This window comes from Treponema primitia ZAS-2, from assembly GCF_000214375.1.
Taxonomy (GTDB): Bacteria; Spirochaetota; Spirochaetia; order Treponematales; family Breznakiellaceae; genus Termitinema; species Termitinema primitia.
Genome location: NC_015578.1, coordinates 452,399 through 472,164 on the forward strand (window position 1 = coordinate 452,399; position 19,766 = coordinate 472,164).

Sequence of the window (19,766 nt, forward strand, 5' to 3'; positions counted from 1 at the left end):
CTTTTCGACATTCCTATACTTGAAAAATATAGCCCACTTTTGGTCAGCAGGCAATACGGACATATCCTTTTTGCCGCTTACACAATCCTCGCCGTATCTGCTTGTAAGATTCACCCCGCTTTGCTTGGCCAGAGAGCATGCGGGTATAAGTGGGATAGCTTGATGAATACGTGTATGTTGTTCTCTCGAGAATGACATATTTTAAAAAAATGTCATAATAAAGTGAACTTTCCCGCCTATCTCTCCCTTGTCCATGTTTAAAATACTTGACAAATATGGCTATAGTGGCTAATATTTGAATCATGATAACTGTAGGCGTTAAAAATTTAAAGGATCAGCTTTCCCTGTATTTACAATATGTCAAAAATGGGGAAAAGGTCATTATTACAGAGCATAATAAAATTATTGCTGAATTATCGGTTCCTGCCCAAAAAGATGCTATATCAACATTTGAACAAAAGTTAGTTCAGTTAAGCGAAGAAGGGAAAGTAATACTTGCCAAAAGAACTATTTCATTAGTAAAAAAACCTAGGATAAAAGAAAAATTGGATTATATATCGGTTCTAAATGAAATACGGTCGGATAGAATATAATGATAGCATATTTTGACTCATCAATTCTTTTAGCAATATTGTTTAATGAAGAACGACAGGATGAAGCATATTCATATTGGTCAGATGCAACCACTAAAGTTAGTTCAATATTATTAAAGATTGAAACTATAATATCATTACGAAGAATGTATGAACTTAATAAAAAAAAATTAAATAGTAGTTGGTTGAGTGAAAAGACCAAAGAATTGGATGAATATTTGGCTGAAATAAACTATCGAATTATCGATGAAGAAATGGAACAATTTATATACCTAAAAAAAGAATTATCAAAATGCCGTTCTTTGGACGCAATACATATAGCCACAGCTTTGATGTATAGAGAAAACAATAACAATGAAAATATAAAATTATATAGTTTTGATAATGCCATGCATGAACTTGCAGTACACTATAAATTTGGAACAAATAAAATATGAGAATGCTGATTGTGGGTTCTTGGCCCCGGTTTTGGATGGGCATTTTCCGATGGCCTTTATTTCTCCCGAGAATGACATATTTTAAAAAAATGTCATGATAAAGAAAAATATCCCGTCTATATTCTCCCTTGTCTATGCTTGGAACGAAGATGCCCCGCTGTTTGCGTTGCTGCGGGGTATCTTCGTTAATTATTATCCTTACCGGCTTCCAGCAGCTTGCGCTTAAGCTCTTCAATGTGATACCCCTGTTTTCAAAAGTCTTGGAAAAAGGCTGCTGCCCGTATATGTATGCAAAATATCGCATAAAAATACACCCCCCGACCGGCTCTTTATTGACATATAAAGAAAATACGGACATACTCCAAGTATTACAGGAGGAGTATGTGATGAAAAAATTGATAAACATTGCCGGCCTGGTTCTGGCTGGTCTGGTTTTGGTCCAGGGGGCCTTTGCCGGAGGCAAACAGCAGACCGAGGGGCTGACTATTAAAAGCGGGACTCTTTTGGTGGGTATGGAAATCGGCTATCCCCCCATGGAGTATTTTGATACCAACGGGACTACCCCTATCGGCTTTGATGTTCAGTTGAGCAAAGCCCTGGCGGAGAAGCTTGGTCTCAAAATTGAGTATGTGGATACCGCCTGGGACGGGATTTTCGCCGGGGTGAATACGGGCAAATATGACCTGATCATGTCTTCGGTCACCATCACTGAGGAACGACTCAAGGCCTTTAATTTTTCCAAGCCCTATATCCAGAATGCCCAGGCAATAGTGCTTCTCAGGGGATCTCCGGTACAGCCTAGGTCCCTAGAAGAACTCAAAGGGCTGCGGGTGGCCTATCAGGCAGAGACCACCTCGGACGATATCATGACTGAAATGGCGGAAGGGGGCTTGCAGTTCACCGCCCTGGAGTACGATAAGGTTATCAATGCTTTTGATGAACTGCGGCTCGGCCGGGCAGACGCTATAGTCTGCGACAGCGTAGTTGCCTACTTCTATACCGCCCAGCCGGGGAATAATTTCCAGATCGTCTGGGAAGGTTCCGGTGAAGAGCTGGGGATTTGCCTCAAAAAGGGGAACACTGCCCTTACCACGGCAGTCCAGGGCGCCCTGGATCAGTTATATGCCGACGGTACCATCCAGAAAATTTCCCAGAACGTGTTCGGCAGCGATCTGGTTTCTTCAGTGCATAAATAACGGCTCCGGCGGAGGAATATGAGTCCCATTCAGAAAATTATATCCTGGATTCCTCCGCTTCTGTCCGGCGCCAGGGTTACTATCGCCCTCACCATTCTGTCGGTTTCTGCGGGACTGGTGTTGAGCCTGTTCCTTGCCCTGGGCAAGATGTCAAAGAACGCCATCACCAACAAACTATGCAGCGCCTATGTGTTTTTTTTCCGGGGGACCCCCCTTTTAATGCAGCTCTACTTTATCTACTACGGGCTCCCGGAAATTACCCCCTACCTGACGATCAACAACCGCTTCATTGCGGCCTTCATCGCCTTCGCCCTCAACTCTGCTGCTTACTGCGCGGAGATTATCCGGGCGGCGATCCAGAGCATCGACAAGGGGCAGTTTGAGGCATCCCGGGCTCTGGGGCTTTCCTACGCCCAGACCATGCGGCTGGTGATCATTCCCCAGTCCATACGCCGGCTCATACCCCCGGTGGGGAACGAGTTCATTATGATACTAAAGGACGCTTCCCTGGTGTCGATCATCGCCCTGACCGATATCACCAAGGTGACCCGGTCCATATCATCCTCCTCCGCCACTGCCCTGGTGTATATCCCCGCAATGATACTGTACCTGATAATAACCGCTGTTTTTTCCTTCGTGTTTCACAAAATGGAAAAAAAGTACTCGGTGTATATATGATCGGAGTATCTCCATGTCAATGATCAAAACCCAGGATGTCTGTAAAACCTTCCATTCCCGTACCACCGGAAAACCTTTGGATGTATTGAAGAACGTTTCTCTCACGGTAGAACAGAAGGAAGTGGTCTGTATCATCGGCCCCTCGGGGGCGGGAAAATCAACCTTCCTGCGCTCTCTCAACCACCTGGAAAAGATCGACAGTGGTAAGATTTATATCGAGGATAAGCTGCTCTTTGACTGCGCCAACGGAGTGGACACACTAAAACTGCCCCATGCAGAACGGGTTAAAGCCCTGCTTGAAGTAGGAATGGTGTTTCAGAGTTTCAACCTTTTCCCCCATAAAACCGCGGTAGAAAACCTGATCCTAGCCCCCATGCACGTGCGGAAACTCACTGAGGCGGAAGCCCGCGAAAGGGCCCGCTCTCTCCTGGATCGGGTTGGCTTGGCGGACAAGACCGACGCCTACCCATCCCAACTGTCAGGCGGCCAGCAGCAGCGGGTTGCCATAGCCCGGGCCCTGGCCATGGAACCGAAGATCATGCTCTTCGACGAACCCACTTCCGCCCTGGACCCGGAACTGGTGGGAGAGGTCCTTTCGGTCATGAAGAGCTTGGCCCAGGGGGGGATGACCATGCTGGTGGTTACCCACGAGATGAACTTCGCCCGGGATGTGGCGGACCGAGTAATATTCATGTACGAAGGTTCAGTCCTGGAAAGCGGCCATCCCAGGGAAATGTTTACCAATCCTACCAATGAAAGAACCCGGCAATTTTTACAGAGTGTGCTTTAGGAAGTTCCTTTAAGGGGATCTTTAGATCATATAATCAAAAACCCCGTCCTGTTGAAATTCTTTATGCTCCCACTTATTCTGCTGCTCATCAGACATGAACTGGAGCTCAGGGTTTTTAACACTGACCTTGGTTTTTTCCGGGACTGACTTGGTGACAAAAGCGTTACTGCCTATGACCACCCCTTCCCCGATGATAGTATTGCCCCCGAGTATCGAAGCCCCGGAGTAAATAGTAACGTGGTCCTCAATGGTGGGATGGCGTTTCACTTCTTTCAGAACCTGACCTCCCCGGGTGGAAAGGGCCCCCAGGGTAACCCCCTGGTAGAGCTTCACGAAGTTGCCAATGATAGTGGTTTCCCCAATAACGATGCCCGTACCGTGGTCAATAAAAAAGTGATGCCCGATGGTCGCCCCGGGATGTATGTCGATGCCGGTGATATTGTGGGCATGCTCGGTCATGATCCGGGGGATCAGCGGGACACCCAGTTTGTAAAGTTCATGGGCCAGCCGGTTGACGGTGATGGCGTAAATCCCCGGGTAGGAGGAGATGATCTCGTCCTTGTTGTAGGCTGCCGGGTCTCCGTCATAGGCGGCGGATACGTCGGTCGCCAGTACATCCCGCAGATCCGGCAGGGTCGATAAAAAGGCAAAGCTCAGTTCCGATGCCCGGGCTGAGCGGAGATCCTCGTCTGCCTGGGGGGGATTTTGAAAACGCAGTGCCCGGGCTATCTGTTTTGTAAGATTATAATTTACATCGTCCAGCAATTCTCCGGTATGGTACTCTATCAGGCCTCCGGAGATATTTTTTTTGCCAAAATAACCGGGAAAGATGAGGCACCGCAGTTTTTCTGTCAACTCAATAATAAGGGATCTGTTCAGCTGTTCGGCGGTATCAAACTTGATGATCTCCACATTATCGTAATAGCTCTTTACCAGAGCGTCGACCAGAAACTTCATTTTGGTATCAACAATCTTTCCCATTTTTATTACCTTTAATGCCGGTGTACCAGGGTGTACAATGCCTGTACCAGGGCGTCTATTTCCCCGGGGGTATTGTAGAACGCCACGGAAGGCCGCACGGTTCCCTCCAGCCCAAAATTACGCAGTACCGGCTGGGCGCAATGATGCCCTGCCCGGACGGCGATGCCCTGGGTGTTGAGGTACTTGCCTACTTCTTCATTGTCATAACCTTCAAGTACGAAGGAGAGGACACTGGCTTTCTGCGGGGCGGTACCGATGAGGCGCAGCCCTGGAACCTTTGCCAGTTCTGCCATGCCGTATTGGACCAACTCGTGTTCATAGGCGCCGATGTTTGCGATACCTATGGCGCTCACATAGTCCAGCGCTGCCCCCAGGCCTACTGCGTCGGCGATATTCCCCGTACCAGCCTCGAACTTGTTTGGAGGTTTCTGATACAGGGTCCGCTCAAAGGTTACGTCGGCGATCATGTTGCCGCCCCCCTGGTAGGGTTTGGCCGCTTCCAGTACCTCGGTCTTGCCGTAGAGAACCCCTATCCCGGTGGGCGCAAAGATCTTGTGCCCTGAAAAGACAAAGAAGTCCGCATCCAGCGCAGTAACATTAACCGGCATGTGGGAAACCGACTGGGCGCCATCAATGAGAATCCGTACTCCCTGGGCGTGGGCAATATGGATCATCTCCTCCACCGGGGCTATGGTCCCCAGGGCGTTTGATACCTGGGTGGCAGCCACAAATTTTGTGCGGTGATTGAAGAGCCTGGAATATTCCGAAAGGATGATCTGCCCTACCTTGTCAATGGGGGCTACCCGTATTACTGCGCCGGTTTCTTCCGCAATGAGCTGCCAGGGCACGATATTGGCGTGGTGTTCCAGTATGGTCAGGATGATCTCATCCCCGGGCCTGAGCAGCTGCTTTACATAAGCCTGGGCCGCAAGGTTGATCCCCTCGGTGGTTCCCCGCACAAAAACGATGTTGTCCGCCGAAGCTGCGCCGATAAACCGGGCGACTTTCCCCCGGGCGCCCTCATAGGCATCGGTGGACCGGGCTGCCAGTTCGTGGGCCCCCCGGTGCACGTTGGAATTTTCGTGTTCGTAAAACTGTGTGAGCCGGTCTATCACCTGCCGGGGTTTCTGGGTGGTGGCGGCATTGTCCAGCCAAACCAGGTCCCTGCCGTTTATCTTTTCTGCCAGTATAGGGAAATCTTTCCGTATCTCCCCCACATTCCTGGTTCCCACATAGAGACTCCGTCCCGGTTCAGGAGAAACGGCGGGGCTTGCAGCAGCGGCAGGAGAGGGCGCCGGCAAAGGCCGATCCTCCGGGAGCACCCGGGGGCTATAAGCTGTAGACGCTGCTGGTTTCTCAACACCGGTGAATGCCGAAGTATCGCTCACCGCTGCGGCGGTCCTGCCGGAATTATCCGCCGGGTCAGCCAGGATACTGCCTATTTCAAGGCTTTCGTTCAGGACCCGCAGCAAATCTGTTTCAGTCAGGGCGCCGGGTGCGGCTGATGCCGGCGTATATTGCCCGGCGGCTTGTGTCGGCGCATACTGGCCGGCGTAGGGCACTACTGATGGCGTATACTGCCCGGTAGAAGGCACGCCTGCCTGTGTCGGCACATACTGATCGGCGTAGGGCACTGCTGGTGTCACATACTGCCCGGCAGAAGGCGCACTGGCTTGTGTCGGCGCATACTGCCCAAGTTGACCCGTGTAGGGATCAGCAGCAGCCGCCCCTCCCGCCTGATCCGCTGCCCCCGAGGGAGCGGCGAATTCCGGAAAGTAGGCCAAGGCCCAGTTAGCGATCTCCGCAGCACTGGGAAGGCCAGGCACACCGGAACTCAGGTATTCACCTGGCACTTCCGGCAAAGCCTCCCGCGGATTAGGCGTAGTCATAGTAATCACCCACCTCTACCTCTTCCAATACTGCAATGGAGTCATCCGCGAGGATGGCGGCGGAGCAATACAGGGAAAGGAGATAGGAGGCAACGCCGTTGTCGTCAATACCCCGGAAACGGACCGAGAGCCCCCGGGACTGTTCGCCGGGAAGGCCCGCCTGATACAGGCCGATAACTCCCCGCTTGGATTCGCCGGTGCGGACCAGGAGTATATTGGTTTTCCCTGCCTTGCCCTTGGGGTCCTTGAGGCCGTCAACAAAAAGTTTGTTTGTAGGGATGATGGGAATCCCCCGCCATGCAATAAAAGTGCCCCCTGCGATGTTAACCGTAACCGGCGGAACCCCCCGCTTGGTGCATTCCCGCTCAAAGGCGGCGATTGCCCTGGGGTGGGCCAGGAAGAAGGATGGGTCCTTCCACACTTTAGAGATCAGTTCATCCAGATCATCCGGCATGGGCCTGCCGTAGCGGGGCTTAACCCGTTGATTGTCAGTAATATTGTTCAGTAGCCCGTAATCATCACTGTTAATAAGCTGGCTTTCCTGCCGTTCCTTGAGGCTTTCAATGCCCAGGGCTAGCTGTTCTTTAACTTGATCGTAGGGGGCGCTGTATACATCAGAAACCTTGGTGTCCACATTAATAATGGTGGCAATAGAATTAAGCTGATACTCCCGGGGCTTGGTCTGGTATTCGACATAGCCCTTAGGAATCACCACCTTCTTGGGATCCTGGCTGCAAAGTACATCCAGGGGTGCATCCCCTTCAACAACCCTGTTCACCCGGTAGATACCCGCTTCCAGGCCCTTGAATTCCAGAAGCCTGGCAAGCCACTTGGGTGTCAGTGCCCCGTACTGGGGCGGCGTCTTAGTAACATTAGCGAGCTGATAAGCTGCCTCTTTCCCTAACGCGTTTAACAAATTTTTCTCAGCCATGATAGTCTCCTTTTATATTTAGGCCTGTACAGACCCACACATTTGCATACGCAAATGCCTATTAATAAATCGGTAGGGAAGTATCCACCTCTCTGGCCCCGCCTAATAATGCACGCGAACCGGTGAGCGTGTTATCGAAAAACGGTAACACGGCGTTGGGCTCAATAAATGGGAACACTTGGATCCACTTCCTTAGCCCAGGCGTTTATGCCGTCCTTAAGATTCAGAAGCCGGCCTGTATAACCTGCTTCCCTGAGGGCGCGGATGGCGAAAATGCTCCGCTGCCCGATTTTACAGATGAACACCGCATCCACTGCGGGATCAAACTCATCAATGCGCCTGGTCATCTGCCCCAGGGGTATGACCTTGGCCTGGGGGAACTTGACGATGGCCCGCTCGTGGGGTTCCCGGGTGTCGATTATCTGGATAGGATCATTCCTGTCCAGCCTATCCTTCAATTCTGTCGCAGTAATACTTTCTATGGGCACTTCGTCGTTATTTTTCTTGAGCCCACAGAATTGTTCATAGTCGATAAGCTCATGGATGGTAGGCTCCTTGCCACAAACAGGGCAAAGAGGATCCTTATCCAGCTTGAGTTCCCGAAACTTCATTTTCCATGCGTCGAAAAGGAGGAGCCTCCCGGTAAGGCTGTCTGCGCCTCCCACAATAAGCTTGATCACCTCGTTGGCTTGTATGGTGCCCACGATCCCCGGCAACACCCCTACTACGCCACCCTCGGCGCAGGAAGGGACCAGCCCCGGCGGGGGCGGTTCCGGGTAGAGGCAGCGGTAGCAGGGACCTTCTTTGGCGTAGAACACCGAAGCCTGGCCCTCAAACTGGAAGATGGAGCCGTACACATTGGGTATTCCCAGGAGCACGCAGGCATCGTTTACCAGGTACCGGGTCTGGTAATTGTCGGTACCGTCGGCCACCACATCGTAGTCCTTCATTATATCCAGGGCGTTCTCGCTGGTGAGGGCCGTATTATAGGTGACCACATCGCAACCAGGATTGATCCCCTTGATCCGGTCCTTGGCGGAGGCCACCTTGGGCCGCCCCACATCTTTGGTACTGTGTATCACCTGGCGCTGCAAATTGGACTCCTCCACAAAATCAAAGTCCACAATCCCCAGCTTCCCGATTCCCGCAGCGGCCAGGTACATCGCCAGAGGCGCCCCAAGCCCGCCAGTACCCACGATAAGCACCTTTGCCGCCTTGAGCCGCTTTTGCCCCTCAATCCCTATTTCGGGCAGGAGTAGGTGCCGGCTGTAGCGGCCTATCTCGTCGTTGCTGAGATCCGCTAATTCTCTGTCTTTAATAATACTGTCTGCCATCATTAACCTCGGGAGGTCCCCCCGGCAATGGCCGGCACCAGCATGATGGTTCCCCCATCCGCAATTTTAGTATCCAATCCCTGGAGCTTTTTGATATTGGTTTCCTCCACAAATACATTGATGAAAGAACGCAGCTCCTCGCCCTGGTAAAGATGCTGTTTAATATCCGGGTAGGTCCCGGTAAAATTCCGGAGCGCTTCCCCCACAGTGGAACCCTCCGTAGTAACTTCGGATTTGCGATCCGTAAAATTTCTCAGTGCCGTGGGTATCAAAATCGTAACTGCCATGCTCTCTCCTCCTCATAAAACCTTCATGCTTCAATCTTTATCTCTTCCGGCAGAAATTGCTCCCGGTTTGTAGTCAGTTCCCAGCTGGTAAAATCCCCGGCCTTGCCCTTATCCACCGCAGTAATGATGTAGGAATAAAAGGGCAGGGCATATTCCTTGTCATAGTCAGAAGGCCTTGCCGGATGGTCTGGGTGGGAATGGTAAAAGCCCAGCACTTCCAGTTTCCGTTTCCGGGCCTCCAGTTCCGCCTTCATTAAATCCTCAGCCTCGATCCTGAAACGGTGGTACTGTTCCTCAGTCTCCCGGGCGTTCCTGATAGGGATAATGTCTTCAGTATTCCTGCTTCCCCCATCATCGATTGTGCCCAACAGTATCCCGCAGCACTCGTTTGGGTAGGCACTTTCCCCCTCCCGGCGTATTGCCCCTTCCAGTTTTTCTGACAGGAGAATCATTCTCCCGCCTCCCAGAAGGAATCCGAAATATACCGGGAACCGCTGTCCCCCAGAATGGTGACCACCACTGAACCCTTTGGCAAAGTCCGCCCAAGCTGGACGGCGCCTACCACATTGGCTCCAGAGCTTATCCCCACAAAGATACCTTCTTCCCGGGCAAGCCGCCGGGTCATGGCGTAGGCTGCTTCGGTATTCACCTCCACAATCCCTTGGGGCATTTTTTCATCGTAGATCCCCGGCTTGATGGTGCTTCCCATATGCTTGGTCCCTTCGATTCCGTGGAAGGGCGAATCAGGCTGCACCGCGTACACCCGGATATCCTTGTTATAATCCTTAAGCCGCCGGGAGGTTCCCATAAAGGTGCCCGAGGTTCCCAGGCCGGTAATGAAATGGGTAACCCTTCCCCCGGTCTGTTCCCAGATTTCAGACCCCGTGGAGTTGTAGTGGGCCCGCCAGTTGGCATCGTTGTTGTACTGGTTGGGGAAAAAGTACCGCTCCGGGTCCTTAGCCGCCGCTTCCTTAGCCGCCAGAAAGGCCCCATCCGAGCTTTCCAGGGGGCTAGTCTCCACAATTTCCGCCCCGTAGTTCCTGAGTATACGCTTCCGTTCACTGCTGGCATTGGCGGGCAGGTAAATGGTCACCGGATACCCCAGGGCCGCCCCGATCATGGCGTAGGCTATCCCTGTATTGCCGCTGGTGGCGTCGATGATGGTCTTCCCAGGCACAAGTTTCCCGGTTTCCAGCCCCTCAAGGATCATCCCCTTAGCCGCCCTGTCCTTCACAGACCCGCTGGGATTGCAGAATTCTGCCTTGACAAACAGGGTTACCCCGGACATATCTTGAGAAATTTTTTTCAATTCCAAAAGGGGGGTATTCCCCACCAAATCAAGGATATTCATTGTTAGTCCTATTATAAGGGATATTATCCTATAATGTCTATATCTTTAATAGGAAATAAGAACTATGCAATTTATAAGAATTATTATGAATTGCTTCTATATGTAAGTCAATAGGGCATCTTGCATGCCTACGCACAAGGTACTTGTACTATCTCCCTCCCGCCCCCGCTGATACATTCCCCGCCCCTGGGTGTGACAATAAAGGTTTCCTCCGCCCCTGCCATCCCAATGCCGGGAACCCCCTTTTTCGGTTCCAGGGCGATGACCATGTTCTCTTCCAGGGGCTCGTCAAACCCCTTTGCTATGACCGGAAGTTCGTCGATTGTCAGGCCCAGCCCGTGGCCCAGGAATTTTACCCGGTGCGAATTGTCCACCCCCATGAAAGAATCCAGTTCTGCCGGCGAAAGGGAAGCCATGATGTCGGCGTAGATCTTCGAAGGGATTTCCCCGGGCCGTAAGCGTTCCGCGGTCCGGTGGAGTATATCCAGGCAGAGCCGGTGAGCCGCAGCCAGTTCCGCCGGGGGCTCGGCGCCGAACATATAGACCTGGGTCTTGTCCGAGTGGTAGCCGTTGATACTGAACCCTGTGTCCAGAAACACCGGGTTTCCAAGTTTCAGCCGCCGCTTGCTGTCCGCTGTCAGGGGCGCGGCGGCGCTGTTCCCCCTGCCACCCCCGGGCCCGTCAAAATTTGAGGGGTACAGGGCATTGGTCCCGAAGCCCACCTGGGCGGTGTCAAATTCAACCTGGTCCTGGTGGAAGCGCACCAGTCCCTGAAAGCCCAATTGGTACATGGCATTGGCCAGCTCTCCGATAAATTCCGCCTCAGAGATTCCCTCATGTAGCATGGCCGGGGCTTTTTCCTCCAGCAGTATCCGGTGCTGTTCCGCAGTCCGCCTGATCCAGTAAAGCTCGTAGGGGCTTTTGACGCTCCTCTGCTTTCGTATCAAGGAATCAAGGAAGCCGGTGGAGCTAAAGTGAAAGTACTTTTTCAGTCGTTCCAGGGTGACTACCGGCATGAGGTCCCCTTCTATATAAAGAGCCCCCAGTTCCGGCCCCAGTATCGCCGCAAGGTCCTGGTAACTGGTGAAGGGGACAATATCCCGAATCGGCGATTCCTCCCTTGCCCTGGCATAGCTCCGCCTGACCCCGTATAAACAGCTTCCATCCTTGCGGATGAACAGGATGCCATTCTGCATGGTCCCGGTAAAGTAATACTGGTTTACATGGCTGGTGAAAATCGCCGTGTCCCAGCCGGGCCTGGCCTGTTCCATCAGCGCGACAAAACGGGCACGCCGTCCCTCAAGTTCCTGTACTTCCAGCGAAGCTTCCGGTGATAGTGTCAATTCCATTTGTCATATCCTTTTCGCCATCTTACAGAACAAGGGTAAATTTTGCAATAAGTTAGGGCAATCACTAATAATTGATTCTTGTCATGACAATATCATATAAATAGTTGATTTATAATACAGCAACTTTTGCCATATACTAGAAGTCAAACAAGGGCAACTGTAAACCAGCCCCATCCTGGTCTGAAAGCATACGCCGTACCCGTTTGGGATCCTCCACTGAATCGATAAAGGCCCCTGAAAGGGTGATGAAGTACCGCGCCCGTTTGAGGACAACCCCCAGGCGCCGGAGCCCGTCAAAACTAAGGGACCGGTTCCGCCGCAGTTCCAGGATGCGCCGGGCCGAGGTAGCCCCGACTCCGGGGACCCGGAGCAGTTCCTCGTAGTCTGCCCTTTGCAGGTCCACCGGGAAGCGGGTCAGGTGCCGGAGAGCCCAGGCGGTTTTGGGGTCCACACTGCGATCCAGGTAAGGGGCATCCTCCAGAATTTCCCCAGCTTCAAAGTGGTAGAACCGGATAAGCCAGTCCGCCTGGTAGAGCCGGTGCTCCCGGGCCATCAAGGTTCTTGGGGCCCCCGCTTGATCCGTGATCAGGGGCGGTCCGGGGATTTCCGGCAGCCGGGGGTCCGGGATACCCCCATTGCCGTTTACCCCCACGGGGATGAAGGCGGAGTAGTAGACCCGGCGCATGGAAAATTTGCGGTACAGGGCGCTGGAAAGATTGATGATGGTCTGGTCGTCCTCTTCGCTGGCCCCCACGATGAGCTGGGTACTTTGCCCTGCCGGGGCAAACACCGGGACGGGGCTCGCCTTCCGGGCAAAACTTTTCTGAACATTCCGCCGGTCTTCCTCGTTCTCCGCACTGCTCCGGGACACATCCTCCATGGCGCCGAGTATCACCTTCCCGGATTTTTGGGGCGCCAGGTGCTGGAGGCTTTTATCCGTGGGCAGCTCAATGTTCGCGCTGAGCCGGTCCGCCCAAAGCCCCGCTTCCCGGATCATCTTTTCCCCGCTTCCGGGGATTACTTTTAAGTGTATGTAGCCCCCGAACCCCGCTTCGGTACGAAGCTTTTTCGCCGTACCAATGAGTTTTTCCATAACCATGTCCGGGTCGGTGAAGATACCCGAGGAAAGAAAGAGCCCTTCGATGTAATTACGGCGATAGAACTGGCAGGTAAGGTCCACCAGCTCATCAGTGGTAAAGGCGGTTCGGGGAGTATCCGCCGAGACCCGGTTTACGCAATAGGCGCAGTCAAAGCGGCAGACATTGGAGAAGAGCACCTTGAGTAGGCTCACACAACGGCCGTCTCCGGTCCAACTGTGGCAAACCCCGGCGGGCAGATTTGACCCAAAGCTTGACGCGCCGGATGCATCACCGCCCCTTCCCCGGACTGAGCTGCCCCGCCCCTCGGCAGTCCCGCTTCCACTGGAGGCGCATGAGGCATCGTACTTTGCTGAGGAAGCCAAGACTGACAGCTTTTCTCCCAAATCCATAATCATACTATACATATGTATAGCCTTGGTATCAAGAGGATAAAGAGAAACATGGTGTTCTTTTTTAAAAAAAGCAGTATATTTAGTATAGTCTCAATCAGGAGTTTACTATGTTTGAATATAAGACCCAGGGAACCTGTTCCAGCAAAATCCACTTCGATATCAAGGACGACAAGGTCTGCGACCTTTCCTTTGACGGTGGCTGTGACGGCAATTTAAAGGGCATATCGGTCCTTGCGGATGGTATGGATGCGAATGAACTTATCAAGCGCCTCAAAGGGCTGCGCTGCGGGTCCAAGAATACTTCCTGCCCCGACCAGCTTGCCCATGCCCTTGAACTTGCCCTGAAAGCGGCGCCTGCGTCCTAAAGGGTAGTTCCGGCTTTGCGCCCCTCGGTCATGGCCCTGGCGGCGCTGTACACCGCTTTCTTTTTATAGTCGTTGTTCCAGCGGTTTATCCCGATATAGTCAAAGATCACCGCCCCGGTATGGCGGCAGAAACGGTCCATCTGTTCCAGGCAGCTAAGTGCCCCGTTGCCGCTTCCCCCAGGGGAGGCTACCAACAGTATCTGCTTTCCCGAAAGGACTCCGTTCTGACCGAATTCGCATCTGCGCAGCCGGTCAAAGAAACTCTTGAGGGATTCTGCCATCTCCCCCCAGTAGACCGGGGTGATGAAACAGAGCTGATCCGCCTTTCGCACCGTGTCCTGGGCGGCGCCGAACCCATCCTTTTCAAAGGCGCATTTGTGCTGTTCACGACAGCTCCCCCAACCCTCCCCGCATACATGACAGCGTTCCAGCTTTTCCACGAGCAGGGTTCCTGCGGATGCGCCGCCGTCCTTAGCGCCCCGAAGCGCCTCTTCAGTAACATCCTGGCAGAGCCCGCCGCCCTTGGGGTTACCGGAAATAATCAGGTAATTCATATTGTTCCTCTCTTTTAAAAGGGGCTATGCCCTTTTGGTGAGTATACTATCCTAAAAAGGTCAATGGCAATACAGCACTACTTGCAACGAAATTTTCCACGGACAAACCCAATCACCACAAACACCAGTGAAACTGCCTGTTGTACTATTAGTATTACTTTGCCCTGGATGAACATCAGTGTTCCCATGCTGAGAACCATCAAGGCGTAGAGAAGCCAACCCGCAGGGTTTCTTCGGGCCAGGAAGAAACTACCCAGGAGGAAGCCGATAGTTACGCCTATTTCCAGAACCTGGGAAATTGTGGTGAGACCGCCGAAAGAGTAGAAACTGTACACCAGGCCTGCGAGTATCATTAAATAGGTGAAGATCCGTACTGCCAAATCAACTGCGGGTCGGGCTCTGGGCTGCCCTTTCCAGGCCAAGACTAGGCCGAGTATCAGTGAAGGGGCGCCCCCTGCTTCGTTGGCTGCGGCGATCCAGTTTTGTCTGCCCCCCAGCAGGATGACCCAGGCAGGGAGGCCGAGGATGTATATGAACCAGCCGGCTACGCGCCATTTGCGGTCATTGCGGATGCCTTCGGCATGGGAGAGGAAAATCTTTGCCAGGAGGTAGCCCGCGCCTCCCCAGATTTGCAGAAAGCTGTCCATATCGCCTATTGTAAAGGCCGCTGAAAGAAAAGCATAGACCAGGAAAAAAAATCAACGATTGAAAAAAACCCTTGACCTTATACCTACCGTTCGGTATACTAGAAATATGGACGAAACCGGTGGTACCAGGGAACATATTCTAGGCATTGCCCTGGGGCTTTTTGCCGGCCGGGGCTACGAAGCGGCGGGGGTGCAGGAGATTGTTTCCCAAGCAGGGATTACCAAGCCCACCCTATACTACCACTTCAAAAGTAAGCAGGGCCTTCTGGAAGCCATTGTAGCTGAGTACGGCGCAGTTCTGGCCGAAACGACCCGGAAGGCGGCGGCCTATAACCACGATCTGGTAACAAACCTGACAAGCCTTTTCAGGGAAACCATGAAGTTTGCCCGGGGCAATCCGGATTTTTACCGCCTGATGATGAGCCTTTTTTCCGCCCCCCCGGGAACCGAAGCTTTCCTGGCCGGGACCGGACTGCGCCGTCAGCTTGTGGGGATCCTGGAGGAACTTTTTACCGCCGCATCCAGGGATCACGGCAACATGAAACGGCGGCAGAAAATCTACGCAGAAACCTTCATGGGCCTTTTGGAGACCTTTGGGGTGCTCACGGTTAACAACGAAATCAGCCTGGATGATCATCTGAGCTTCAGAATCGTTCACCAATATATGCACGGAATATTTTCCTGAGGAGAAATTGTTATGGAAAAGAAAACAGATTTTTTTTGCGAAAAAGTTATACCGACCGGTAGGTATACAGAGGATTCGAAAATCACCGACCGGATTTTTTATCACATCTACCCCCTGGGTTTCTGTGGAGCCCCGGGGCAGAACGATTTTTCCTCCCCAGCCGGGAACGGGCTGCGCTCTATTGCGGATTACATACCCCGCTTATTGGAACTGGGAATAAACGCGATCTACCTGGGTCCTCTCTTTGAGTCCGGCACCCACGGCTACGATACCCTGGATTACTACTGGGTGGACCGCAGGCTGGGCGACAACGATGCGCTCCGTTTTCTGGTTCAGCGCTTTCACCAGGCGGGTATCATGGTGGTCCTGGACGCGGTGCTGAACCACACCGGCCGGCACTTCTTTGCCTTCAGGGACATCCAGGCCATGGGCAGCGCCTCGGCCTACCGGGACTGGTTTGCCAATATTGACTTCAGCCGGCGGAGCCCTGTGGGGGATTATTTCAGTTATGAAGGCTGGAACGGTTGTTATGATTTAGTAAAACTGAACGGTCACAATAGGGAAGTCCGGGACCACCTTTTCGGCGCAGTTGAATTCTGGATCAAAGAATTTGATATCGACGGCCTCAGGCTGGATGCAGCGGACCTACTACTCCCGGATTTTATGGACGAACTTTCTTCACGCTGCAAAAAGCTAAAAAGCGATTTTTGGCTCATGGGGGAGATGGTGGCCGGTGATTATTGCCGCCTGACTGGAGGCGGCAGCAGCGGCATTGCCCCCGGAAAGCGGCTTGATTCGGTTACCAACTACGAACTGTACAAAAGCCTCTGGTCAAGCTTTAACGACAGAAACTTTTTTGAGATTTCCTGGACCCTGAACCGCCAATACGGCCCCGATGGCCTGTACCGGGATATACCCCTCTACACCTTTGCTGACAACCACGATGTAAACCGCATTGCCAGTATCATTAAAAACAAGGCCCATCTTTTCCCCCTCTACGGCCTCCTCTTTACCCTTCCGGGGATTCCTTCGATTTACTACGGCAGCGAGTACGGCATTACGGGTGAACATGCTGCAGACAGCGATGCTGCGCTCAGACCCGCCTGGGATTCTCAGGGAATGCAAAAAGCCAGGGAAGACGGGGGCCTGGGGGCGGATATGGAACAGGCCATCGCCGGGTTTATCGGGCTGCGGAAAAACAGCGTCGCCCTGCGGGAAGGTTCCTTCAGGGAACTGTTCAAGGACCACGAGCAATACGCCTTTATGCGGGAGGCCGGGGAGGAGCGTGCCCTGGTGGGGGTGAACGCAGGGGCGGAAACGAAGGCAATCCGCATCAGCGGGGCGGCATTGGGAGGCGGGTCTCTGAAGTGGCGGGATCTTCTGAGCGGAGAGGAATTCAGTGTCAGGGACGGATGGCTGGAATTCCCGGTTCATGCTTCGTGGATGAGGGTTCTCAGGTCTACTCACCCATATTTATCTTAGATTAATGCAGCCAAGAATTATTCCGCCCTGGGCAATAACATAAGTTGACATAACCAGGGCAAGGGGATATTTTGTCATTGTTTTTACCGTATTATAATATGCCAATACGGTATCTGAAACCAGAAAACTGATTGATCCCGTAACAAGAAAAAATAGGGAATACATTTGATTGAAAAACAATAAAGAAGAACAATAACGGTATTATACATAATTTTGATACGATTCTGAAAAAATGCTTTTCAAACATAATTGACACAATATTAATTAATGCGGACAAACAAAATAAAACAAAAAATAGTGTGCCCATTATTTATTCAAGAAAATCAGTTATTGAACCGGTTATATACTGCCACGTAGAAGCAGAAACACATCTATTGTCTATAAGCAAGTGATGGTATTTCGGTTTAATAACAGCGCCGCTATTTGATATTTCCAATATATTCCAATTTGTAAGTTTATATTGATTAATTCTGTTTCTCAAAGTTCTTATGCTCACCAATTCATCATTTTTATCAATGAATAGTATTGTATCAATATTATTTTTAGAAAAAGAAGCGCTGCATAATGCTTCTTCCATATTAAATATATTTTTATATGCCCTCATGGAAGTACCGCGCTGGGCTCTATATTCTTCCGGACTAACGCTGTTTATTATCGAAGAATCATTGGTAAATGGCTGTAATAGTAATACTGTTTTAGCCTTGGTTTTTACAGCTATTGCAGGGGAAAAAAGAATGGCCTTTTCAAATTGTACCGGCGTTACTGTATTTTCATTCATTAAATGCTCAAAAACCAATGCCCCAAGGGAAAAGCCCAATAAATACAGCGGTACGCCGGCACGTTCTGCAAAAAGTTTGGCTTCACAATATTGAATATATGCATCAGAAAGCCAATCTGACTCAGTTACATTCTGCATCGTTTCAATTAAACCGGAATGCCCCGTAAGGGTTACACGGTAAACATTGTACCCTGAATCAAGCAAAAACTTAACAAGGGTTCCCTCTGTTTCAGGGGCGCCCATTTTTGATGGTTTTACATTCAGTCCATGGGCAACAATTATAACACCTTTTGAGGTTTTACCGCTTGTTTCCCAATAATGCGGCAATTCGTCATTTGTGCCAGCTATCGCCGAGGCCGGGCTTAGGGCCAAACAAGTGTTAAATATGAGAATAAACCATTTCAGGCTATTGTTTTTATTCAATTCGTCCAAAAATGTTAAAATTAATTTTGTATCCATGTTTTACCGTATAAACAGGTTTGAGAAAAAACCAATAGCACATCCCAATAGTATTGTTGTAACAATAACAATTAGAAGGCCATTTGGATCAAGTTTATATATTAAAAATGCGGTCGGCAAAACAAATAAAATTGATACAATAATACCATTTAAGAAAGAAACTGATACTAAATTTATTTTTGGAATAAATAATCCCAAAACAACCCATACAAAAAATGCCGAAACTATGAACAACTTATCCATTTTTCTTATTATCATTGGTGTTATATCAACAATAGCAGCAATTAAACCGATTAACAAAGAAATTAAGTAACTTTTCACACAATCCTCCAGAGGGTTTACCTTACTATAGTTTCAAAATTCGTGTCAAGTTTATTTTTAATAATTTTCAAACAAATTTTAGGACCAATGACAATACTATTCTGGTTGTATTTGAATTTTTCCTATTCTTGAGATTAAAAAGCACCATTTATTTCTATATAATATTCGCACACTTTCTCTGTTTCAGAATGGTTTATATTATTGAATTTACACAATTTATATCAATAGGTTCTTTTGTTATAAATTAAAAACCCATACCGTGTTATCAAATGTTTCTTTTGCCAGAATCTCTGTGTCTTTCCCCAGGACCTGTGCTGCAAATTTAACTACGTGCACAAGGTATTCCGGCTTATTGCGCTTCCTTCCCGGTTTTTCATCAGGTTTCACGGTGGGGGGCAAATTTCCGGGAGTCAGATAGGGCGCGTCGGTCTCAAACATTAGTTTATCTGGGGGGATTTTTTTCAGCAGTGGGACAAGGTGGGCGCCGCGCCGCTCGTCGCAGAGCCAGCAAGTCATGCCTATATAAGCACCGAGTTCAAGGTATGCTTCCAGCTCACGCTCCCCGCCGGTAAAACAGTGAACCACCAAACGAGGTATATCCTTGCGGTATTTTCTTATAAGGGCTGAAAAATCTTCAAAGGCATCACGTTCATGGAGGAAGAGGGGCATACCCAATTCCACTGCAAGCTGTATCTGATCCTCAAAACAGCGGCGCTGTTTATCCCTGGGGGAAAAATCCCTGTTGTAGTCCAGGCCGCATTCGCCTACCGCAACAATTACCTTATCTACGGCGCCTTTCCCGGCAGTAAGGCTGCGGATTTTCCCGGCAGACTCTTCCCAGAAACGGGCATTGTGGGGATGGACCCCCGCAGTGGCGTAGCATTTTCCCCGGTGCTTTTCCGCATAAACAGCGGCGGCAGCGCTGCTTTCCGTGTTGCTCCCGGTGATCACCAGGGGGCCAACACCCGCCGCCTCAGCAGCCGCTGTAACGGCGTCCCGGTCCCGGTCAAAAGCGGCGTTCATTAAATTGACGCCTATATCAATTATACGCATTACGCTACTCCTGGTTCGATTGCATTGTGCCATAATGGGACTGGATTGTAAAGCGCATTATGATAATATGTACAATTTATATGGCTGCAAATCTTTTTTTGCAAAACTTTCTTG

23 protein-coding genes are annotated in these 19,766 nt (G+C 50.9%); 8 read left to right on the plus strand and 15 right to left on the minus strand.

Translation table 11 applies throughout. The features are described 5' to 3' along the window. Positions 1–302 precede the first annotated feature (302 nt). From TREPR_RS01955 to TREPR_RS01975, 5 genes are all read left to right on the plus strand, one after another. Positions 303–593: a type II toxin-antitoxin system Phd/YefM family antitoxin gene (locus TREPR_RS01955; protein WP_015706603.1), complete on the plus strand. Its 291-nt coding sequence runs from the start codon at positions 303–305 to the stop codon at positions 591–593. Then, positions 593–1,030 (plus strand): PIN domain-containing protein, encoded by a 438-nt coding sequence (locus tag TREPR_RS01960; RefSeq protein WP_015706604.1) that lies wholly within the window; start codon positions 593–595, stop codon positions 1,028–1,030. The genes TREPR_RS01955 and TREPR_RS01960 overlap by 1 nt, the downstream gene beginning before the upstream one ends. A 386-nt stretch (positions 1,031–1,416) precedes the next feature. Continuing rightward, entirely contained in the window at positions 1,417–2,226 is an 810-nt protein-coding gene (locus TREPR_RS01965) for a substrate-binding periplasmic protein (protein WP_041611369.1), read from the plus strand. 18 nt (positions 2,227–2,244) lie between these two features. Beyond that, positions 2,245–2,904 (plus strand): amino acid ABC transporter permease, encoded by a 660-nt coding sequence (locus TREPR_RS01970; RefSeq protein WP_015706606.1) that lies wholly within the window; start codon positions 2,245–2,247, stop codon positions 2,902–2,904. Between the two features lie 13 nt (positions 2,905–2,917). After that, the gene (locus TREPR_RS01975; protein WP_015706607.1) at positions 2,918–3,694 is read left to right on the plus strand and encodes an amino acid ABC transporter ATP-binding protein; all 777 of its coding nucleotides are present in this window, start codon (positions 2,918–2,920) and stop codon (positions 3,692–3,694) included. A 21-nt stretch (positions 3,695–3,715) separates the two neighbouring features. Here TREPR_RS01975 and epsC read toward each other — a convergent pair whose 3' ends face one another. The 9 genes from epsC to TREPR_RS02020 form a co-directional block, all read right to left on the minus strand. Then, a complete protein-coding gene (gene epsC / locus TREPR_RS01980) occupies positions 3,716–4,675 on the minus strand; it encodes a serine O-acetyltransferase EpsC (RefSeq protein WP_015706608.1) in 960 nt (319 codons plus the stop codon). Between the two features lie 11 nt (positions 4,676–4,686). Next, entirely contained in the window at positions 4,687–6,528 is a 1,842-nt protein-coding gene (locus TREPR_RS01985; RefSeq protein ID WP_245534815.1) for a family 2A encapsulin nanocompartment cargo protein cysteine desulfurase, read from the minus strand. Positions 6,529–6,550: 22 nt separating this feature from the next. Then, positions 6,551–7,495 (minus strand): family 2A encapsulin nanocompartment shell protein, encoded by a 945-nt coding sequence (locus TREPR_RS01990; protein WP_015706610.1) that lies wholly within the window; start codon positions 7,493–7,495, stop codon positions 6,551–6,553. 161 nt (positions 7,496–7,656) lie between these two features. Continuing rightward, complete coding sequence (gene moeB, locus TREPR_RS01995) at positions 7,657–8,832, minus strand: molybdopterin-synthase adenylyltransferase MoeB (protein ID WP_041610975.1); 1,176 nt, start codon at positions 8,830–8,832, stop codon at positions 7,657–7,659. Beyond that, the gene (locus TREPR_RS02000) at positions 8,832–9,116 is read right to left on the minus strand and encodes a MoaD/ThiS family protein (protein ID WP_015706612.1); all 285 of its coding nucleotides are present in this window, start codon (positions 9,114–9,116) and stop codon (positions 8,832–8,834) included. Before TREPR_RS02000 ends, moeB begins: the two co-directional genes overlap by 1 nt. A 23-nt stretch (positions 9,117–9,139) precedes the next feature. Beyond that, complete coding sequence (locus TREPR_RS02005; protein ID WP_015706613.1) at positions 9,140–9,568, minus strand: M67 family metallopeptidase; 429 nt, start codon at positions 9,566–9,568, stop codon at positions 9,140–9,142. Further along, positions 9,565–10,467 (minus strand): PLP-dependent cysteine synthase family protein, encoded by a 903-nt coding sequence (locus tag TREPR_RS02010; RefSeq protein WP_015706614.1) that lies wholly within the window; start codon positions 10,465–10,467, stop codon positions 9,565–9,567. The genes TREPR_RS02005 and TREPR_RS02010 overlap by 4 nt, the downstream gene beginning before the upstream one ends. 128 nt (positions 10,468–10,595) lie before the next feature. Then, positions 10,596–11,816 carry a M24 family metallopeptidase gene (locus TREPR_RS02015; protein WP_015706615.1) on the minus strand — a complete coding sequence of 407 codons (1,221 nt, stop codon included), beginning with the start codon at positions 11,814–11,816 and terminating at the stop codon, positions 10,596–10,598. A 136-nt stretch (positions 11,817–11,952) separates the two neighbouring features. Next, a complete protein-coding gene (locus TREPR_RS02020) occupies positions 11,953–13,320 on the minus strand; it encodes a putative DNA modification/repair radical SAM protein (RefSeq protein ID WP_015706616.1) in 1,368 nt (455 codons plus the stop codon). A 95-nt stretch (positions 13,321–13,415) separates the two neighbouring features. Here TREPR_RS02020 and TREPR_RS02025 point away from each other — a divergent pair, with 95 nt between their 5' ends. After that, entirely contained in the window at positions 13,416–13,673 is a 258-nt protein-coding gene (locus TREPR_RS02025) for a TIGR03905 family TSCPD domain-containing protein (protein WP_015706617.1), read from the plus strand. Here TREPR_RS02025 and TREPR_RS02030 read toward each other — a convergent pair. Then, positions 13,670–14,227 carry a flavodoxin family protein gene (locus TREPR_RS02030; protein ID WP_015706618.1) on the minus strand — a complete coding sequence of 186 codons (558 nt, stop codon included), beginning with the start codon at positions 14,225–14,227 and terminating at the stop codon, positions 13,670–13,672. The genes TREPR_RS02025 and TREPR_RS02030 overlap by 4 nt on opposite strands. Before the next feature lie 77 nt (positions 14,228–14,304). After that, a complete protein-coding gene (locus TREPR_RS02035; RefSeq protein ID WP_015706619.1) occupies positions 14,305–14,874 on the minus strand; it encodes a hypothetical protein in 570 nt (189 codons plus the stop codon). A gap of 106 nt (positions 14,875–14,980) precedes the next feature. Between TREPR_RS02035 and TREPR_RS02040 the strand changes: the two genes are divergently transcribed. Next, complete coding sequence (locus TREPR_RS02040) at positions 14,981–15,559, plus strand: TetR/AcrR family transcriptional regulator (RefSeq protein ID WP_015706620.1); 579 nt, start codon at positions 14,981–14,983, stop codon at positions 15,557–15,559. Between the two features lie 12 nt (positions 15,560–15,571). Continuing rightward, the gene (locus TREPR_RS02045) at positions 15,572–17,041 is read left to right on the plus strand and encodes an alpha-amylase family glycosyl hydrolase (protein ID WP_015706621.1); all 1,470 of its coding nucleotides are present in this window, start codon (positions 15,572–15,574) and stop codon (positions 17,039–17,041) included. On the opposite strand, the gene TREPR_RS19205 is transcribed toward TREPR_RS02045, so the two are convergent. From TREPR_RS19205 to TREPR_RS02055, 4 genes are all read right to left on the minus strand, one after another. Continuing rightward, complete coding sequence (locus TREPR_RS19205; protein WP_148257216.1) at positions 17,033–17,206, minus strand: lysoplasmalogenase family protein; 174 nt, start codon at positions 17,204–17,206, stop codon at positions 17,033–17,035. The two genes, TREPR_RS02045 and TREPR_RS19205, sit on opposite strands and share 9 nt — an antisense overlap. Before the next feature lie 145 nt (positions 17,207–17,351). Continuing rightward, a complete protein-coding gene (locus tag TREPR_RS02050) occupies positions 17,352–18,278 on the minus strand; it encodes an alpha/beta hydrolase (protein WP_015706622.1) in 927 nt (308 codons plus the stop codon). 3 nt (positions 18,279–18,281) lie between these two features. Next, entirely contained in the window at positions 18,282–18,599 is a 318-nt protein-coding gene (locus tag TREPR_RS18340) for a hypothetical protein (protein ID WP_148257217.1), read from the minus strand. Positions 18,600–18,836: 237 nt separating this feature from the next. After that, positions 18,837–19,652, minus strand: coding sequence for a TatD family hydrolase (locus tag TREPR_RS02055; RefSeq protein ID WP_015706623.1), 816 nt, complete (start codon positions 19,650–19,652; stop codon positions 18,837–18,839). Positions 19,653–19,766: the final 114 nt, after the last annotated feature.

Bases quoted from the DNA above. Each gene is read 5' to 3' on its own strand.
- TREPR_RS01955 (WP_015706603.1), top strand. From the start codon at position 303: ATGATAACTGTAGGCGTTAAAAATTTAAAGGATCAGCTTTCCCTGTAT.
- TREPR_RS01960 (WP_015706604.1), top strand. From the start codon at position 593: ATGATAGCATATTTTGACTCATCAATTCTTTTAGCAATATTGTTTAAT.
- TREPR_RS01965 (WP_041611369.1), top strand. From the start codon at position 1,417: ATGAAAAAATTGATAAACATTGCCGGCCTGGTTCTGGCTGGTCTGGTT.
- TREPR_RS01970 (WP_015706606.1), top strand. From the start codon at position 2,245: ATGAGTCCCATTCAGAAAATTATATCCTGGATTCCTCCGCTTCTGTCC.
- TREPR_RS01975 (WP_015706607.1), top strand. From the start codon at position 2,918: ATGTCAATGATCAAAACCCAGGATGTCTGTAAAACCTTCCATTCCCGT.
- epsC (WP_015706608.1), bottom strand. From the start codon at position 4,675: ATGGGAAAGATTGTTGATACCAAAATGAAGTTTCTGGTCGACGCTCTG.
- TREPR_RS01990 (WP_015706610.1), bottom strand. From the start codon at position 7,495: ATGGCTGAGAAAAATTTGTTAAACGCGTTAGGGAAAGAGGCAGCTTAT.
- moeB (WP_041610975.1), bottom strand. From the start codon at position 8,832: ATGATGGCAGACAGTATTATTAAAGACAGAGAATTAGCGGATCTCAGC.
- TREPR_RS02000 (WP_015706612.1), bottom strand. From the start codon at position 9,116: ATGGCAGTTACGATTTTGATACCCACGGCACTGAGAAATTTTACGGAT.
- TREPR_RS02005 (WP_015706613.1), bottom strand. From the start codon at position 9,568: ATGATTCTCCTGTCAGAAAAACTGGAAGGGGCAATACGCCGGGAGGGG.
- TREPR_RS02010 (WP_015706614.1), bottom strand. From the start codon at position 10,467: ATGAATATCCTTGATTTGGTGGGGAATACCCCCCTTTTGGAATTGAAA.
- TREPR_RS02015 (WP_015706615.1), bottom strand. From the start codon at position 11,816: ATGGAATTGACACTATCACCGGAAGCTTCGCTGGAAGTACAGGAACTT.
- TREPR_RS02020 (WP_015706616.1), bottom strand. From the start codon at position 13,320: ATGTATAGTATGATTATGGATTTGGGAGAAAAGCTGTCAGTCTTGGCT.
- TREPR_RS02025 (WP_015706617.1), top strand. From the start codon at position 13,416: ATGTTTGAATATAAGACCCAGGGAACCTGTTCCAGCAAAATCCACTTC.
- TREPR_RS02030 (WP_015706618.1), bottom strand. From the start codon at position 14,227: ATGAATTACCTGATTATTTCCGGTAACCCCAAGGGCGGCGGGCTCTGC.
- TREPR_RS02035 (WP_015706619.1), bottom strand. From the start codon at position 14,874: ATGGACAGCTTTCTGCAAATCTGGGGAGGCGCGGGCTACCTCCTGGCA.
- TREPR_RS02040 (WP_015706620.1), top strand. From the start codon at position 14,981: ATGGACGAAACCGGTGGTACCAGGGAACATATTCTAGGCATTGCCCTG.
- TREPR_RS02045 (WP_015706621.1), top strand. From the start codon at position 15,572: ATGGAAAAGAAAACAGATTTTTTTTGCGAAAAAGTTATACCGACCGGT.
- TREPR_RS19205 (WP_148257216.1), bottom strand. From the start codon at position 17,206: ATGTATTCCCTATTTTTTCTTGTTACGGGATCAATCAGTTTTCTGGTT.
- TREPR_RS02050 (WP_015706622.1), bottom strand. From the start codon at position 18,278: ATGGATACAAAATTAATTTTAACATTTTTGGACGAATTGAATAAAAAC.
- TREPR_RS02055 (WP_015706623.1), bottom strand. From the start codon at position 19,652: ATGCGTATAATTGATATAGGCGTCAATTTAATGAACGCCGCTTTTGAC.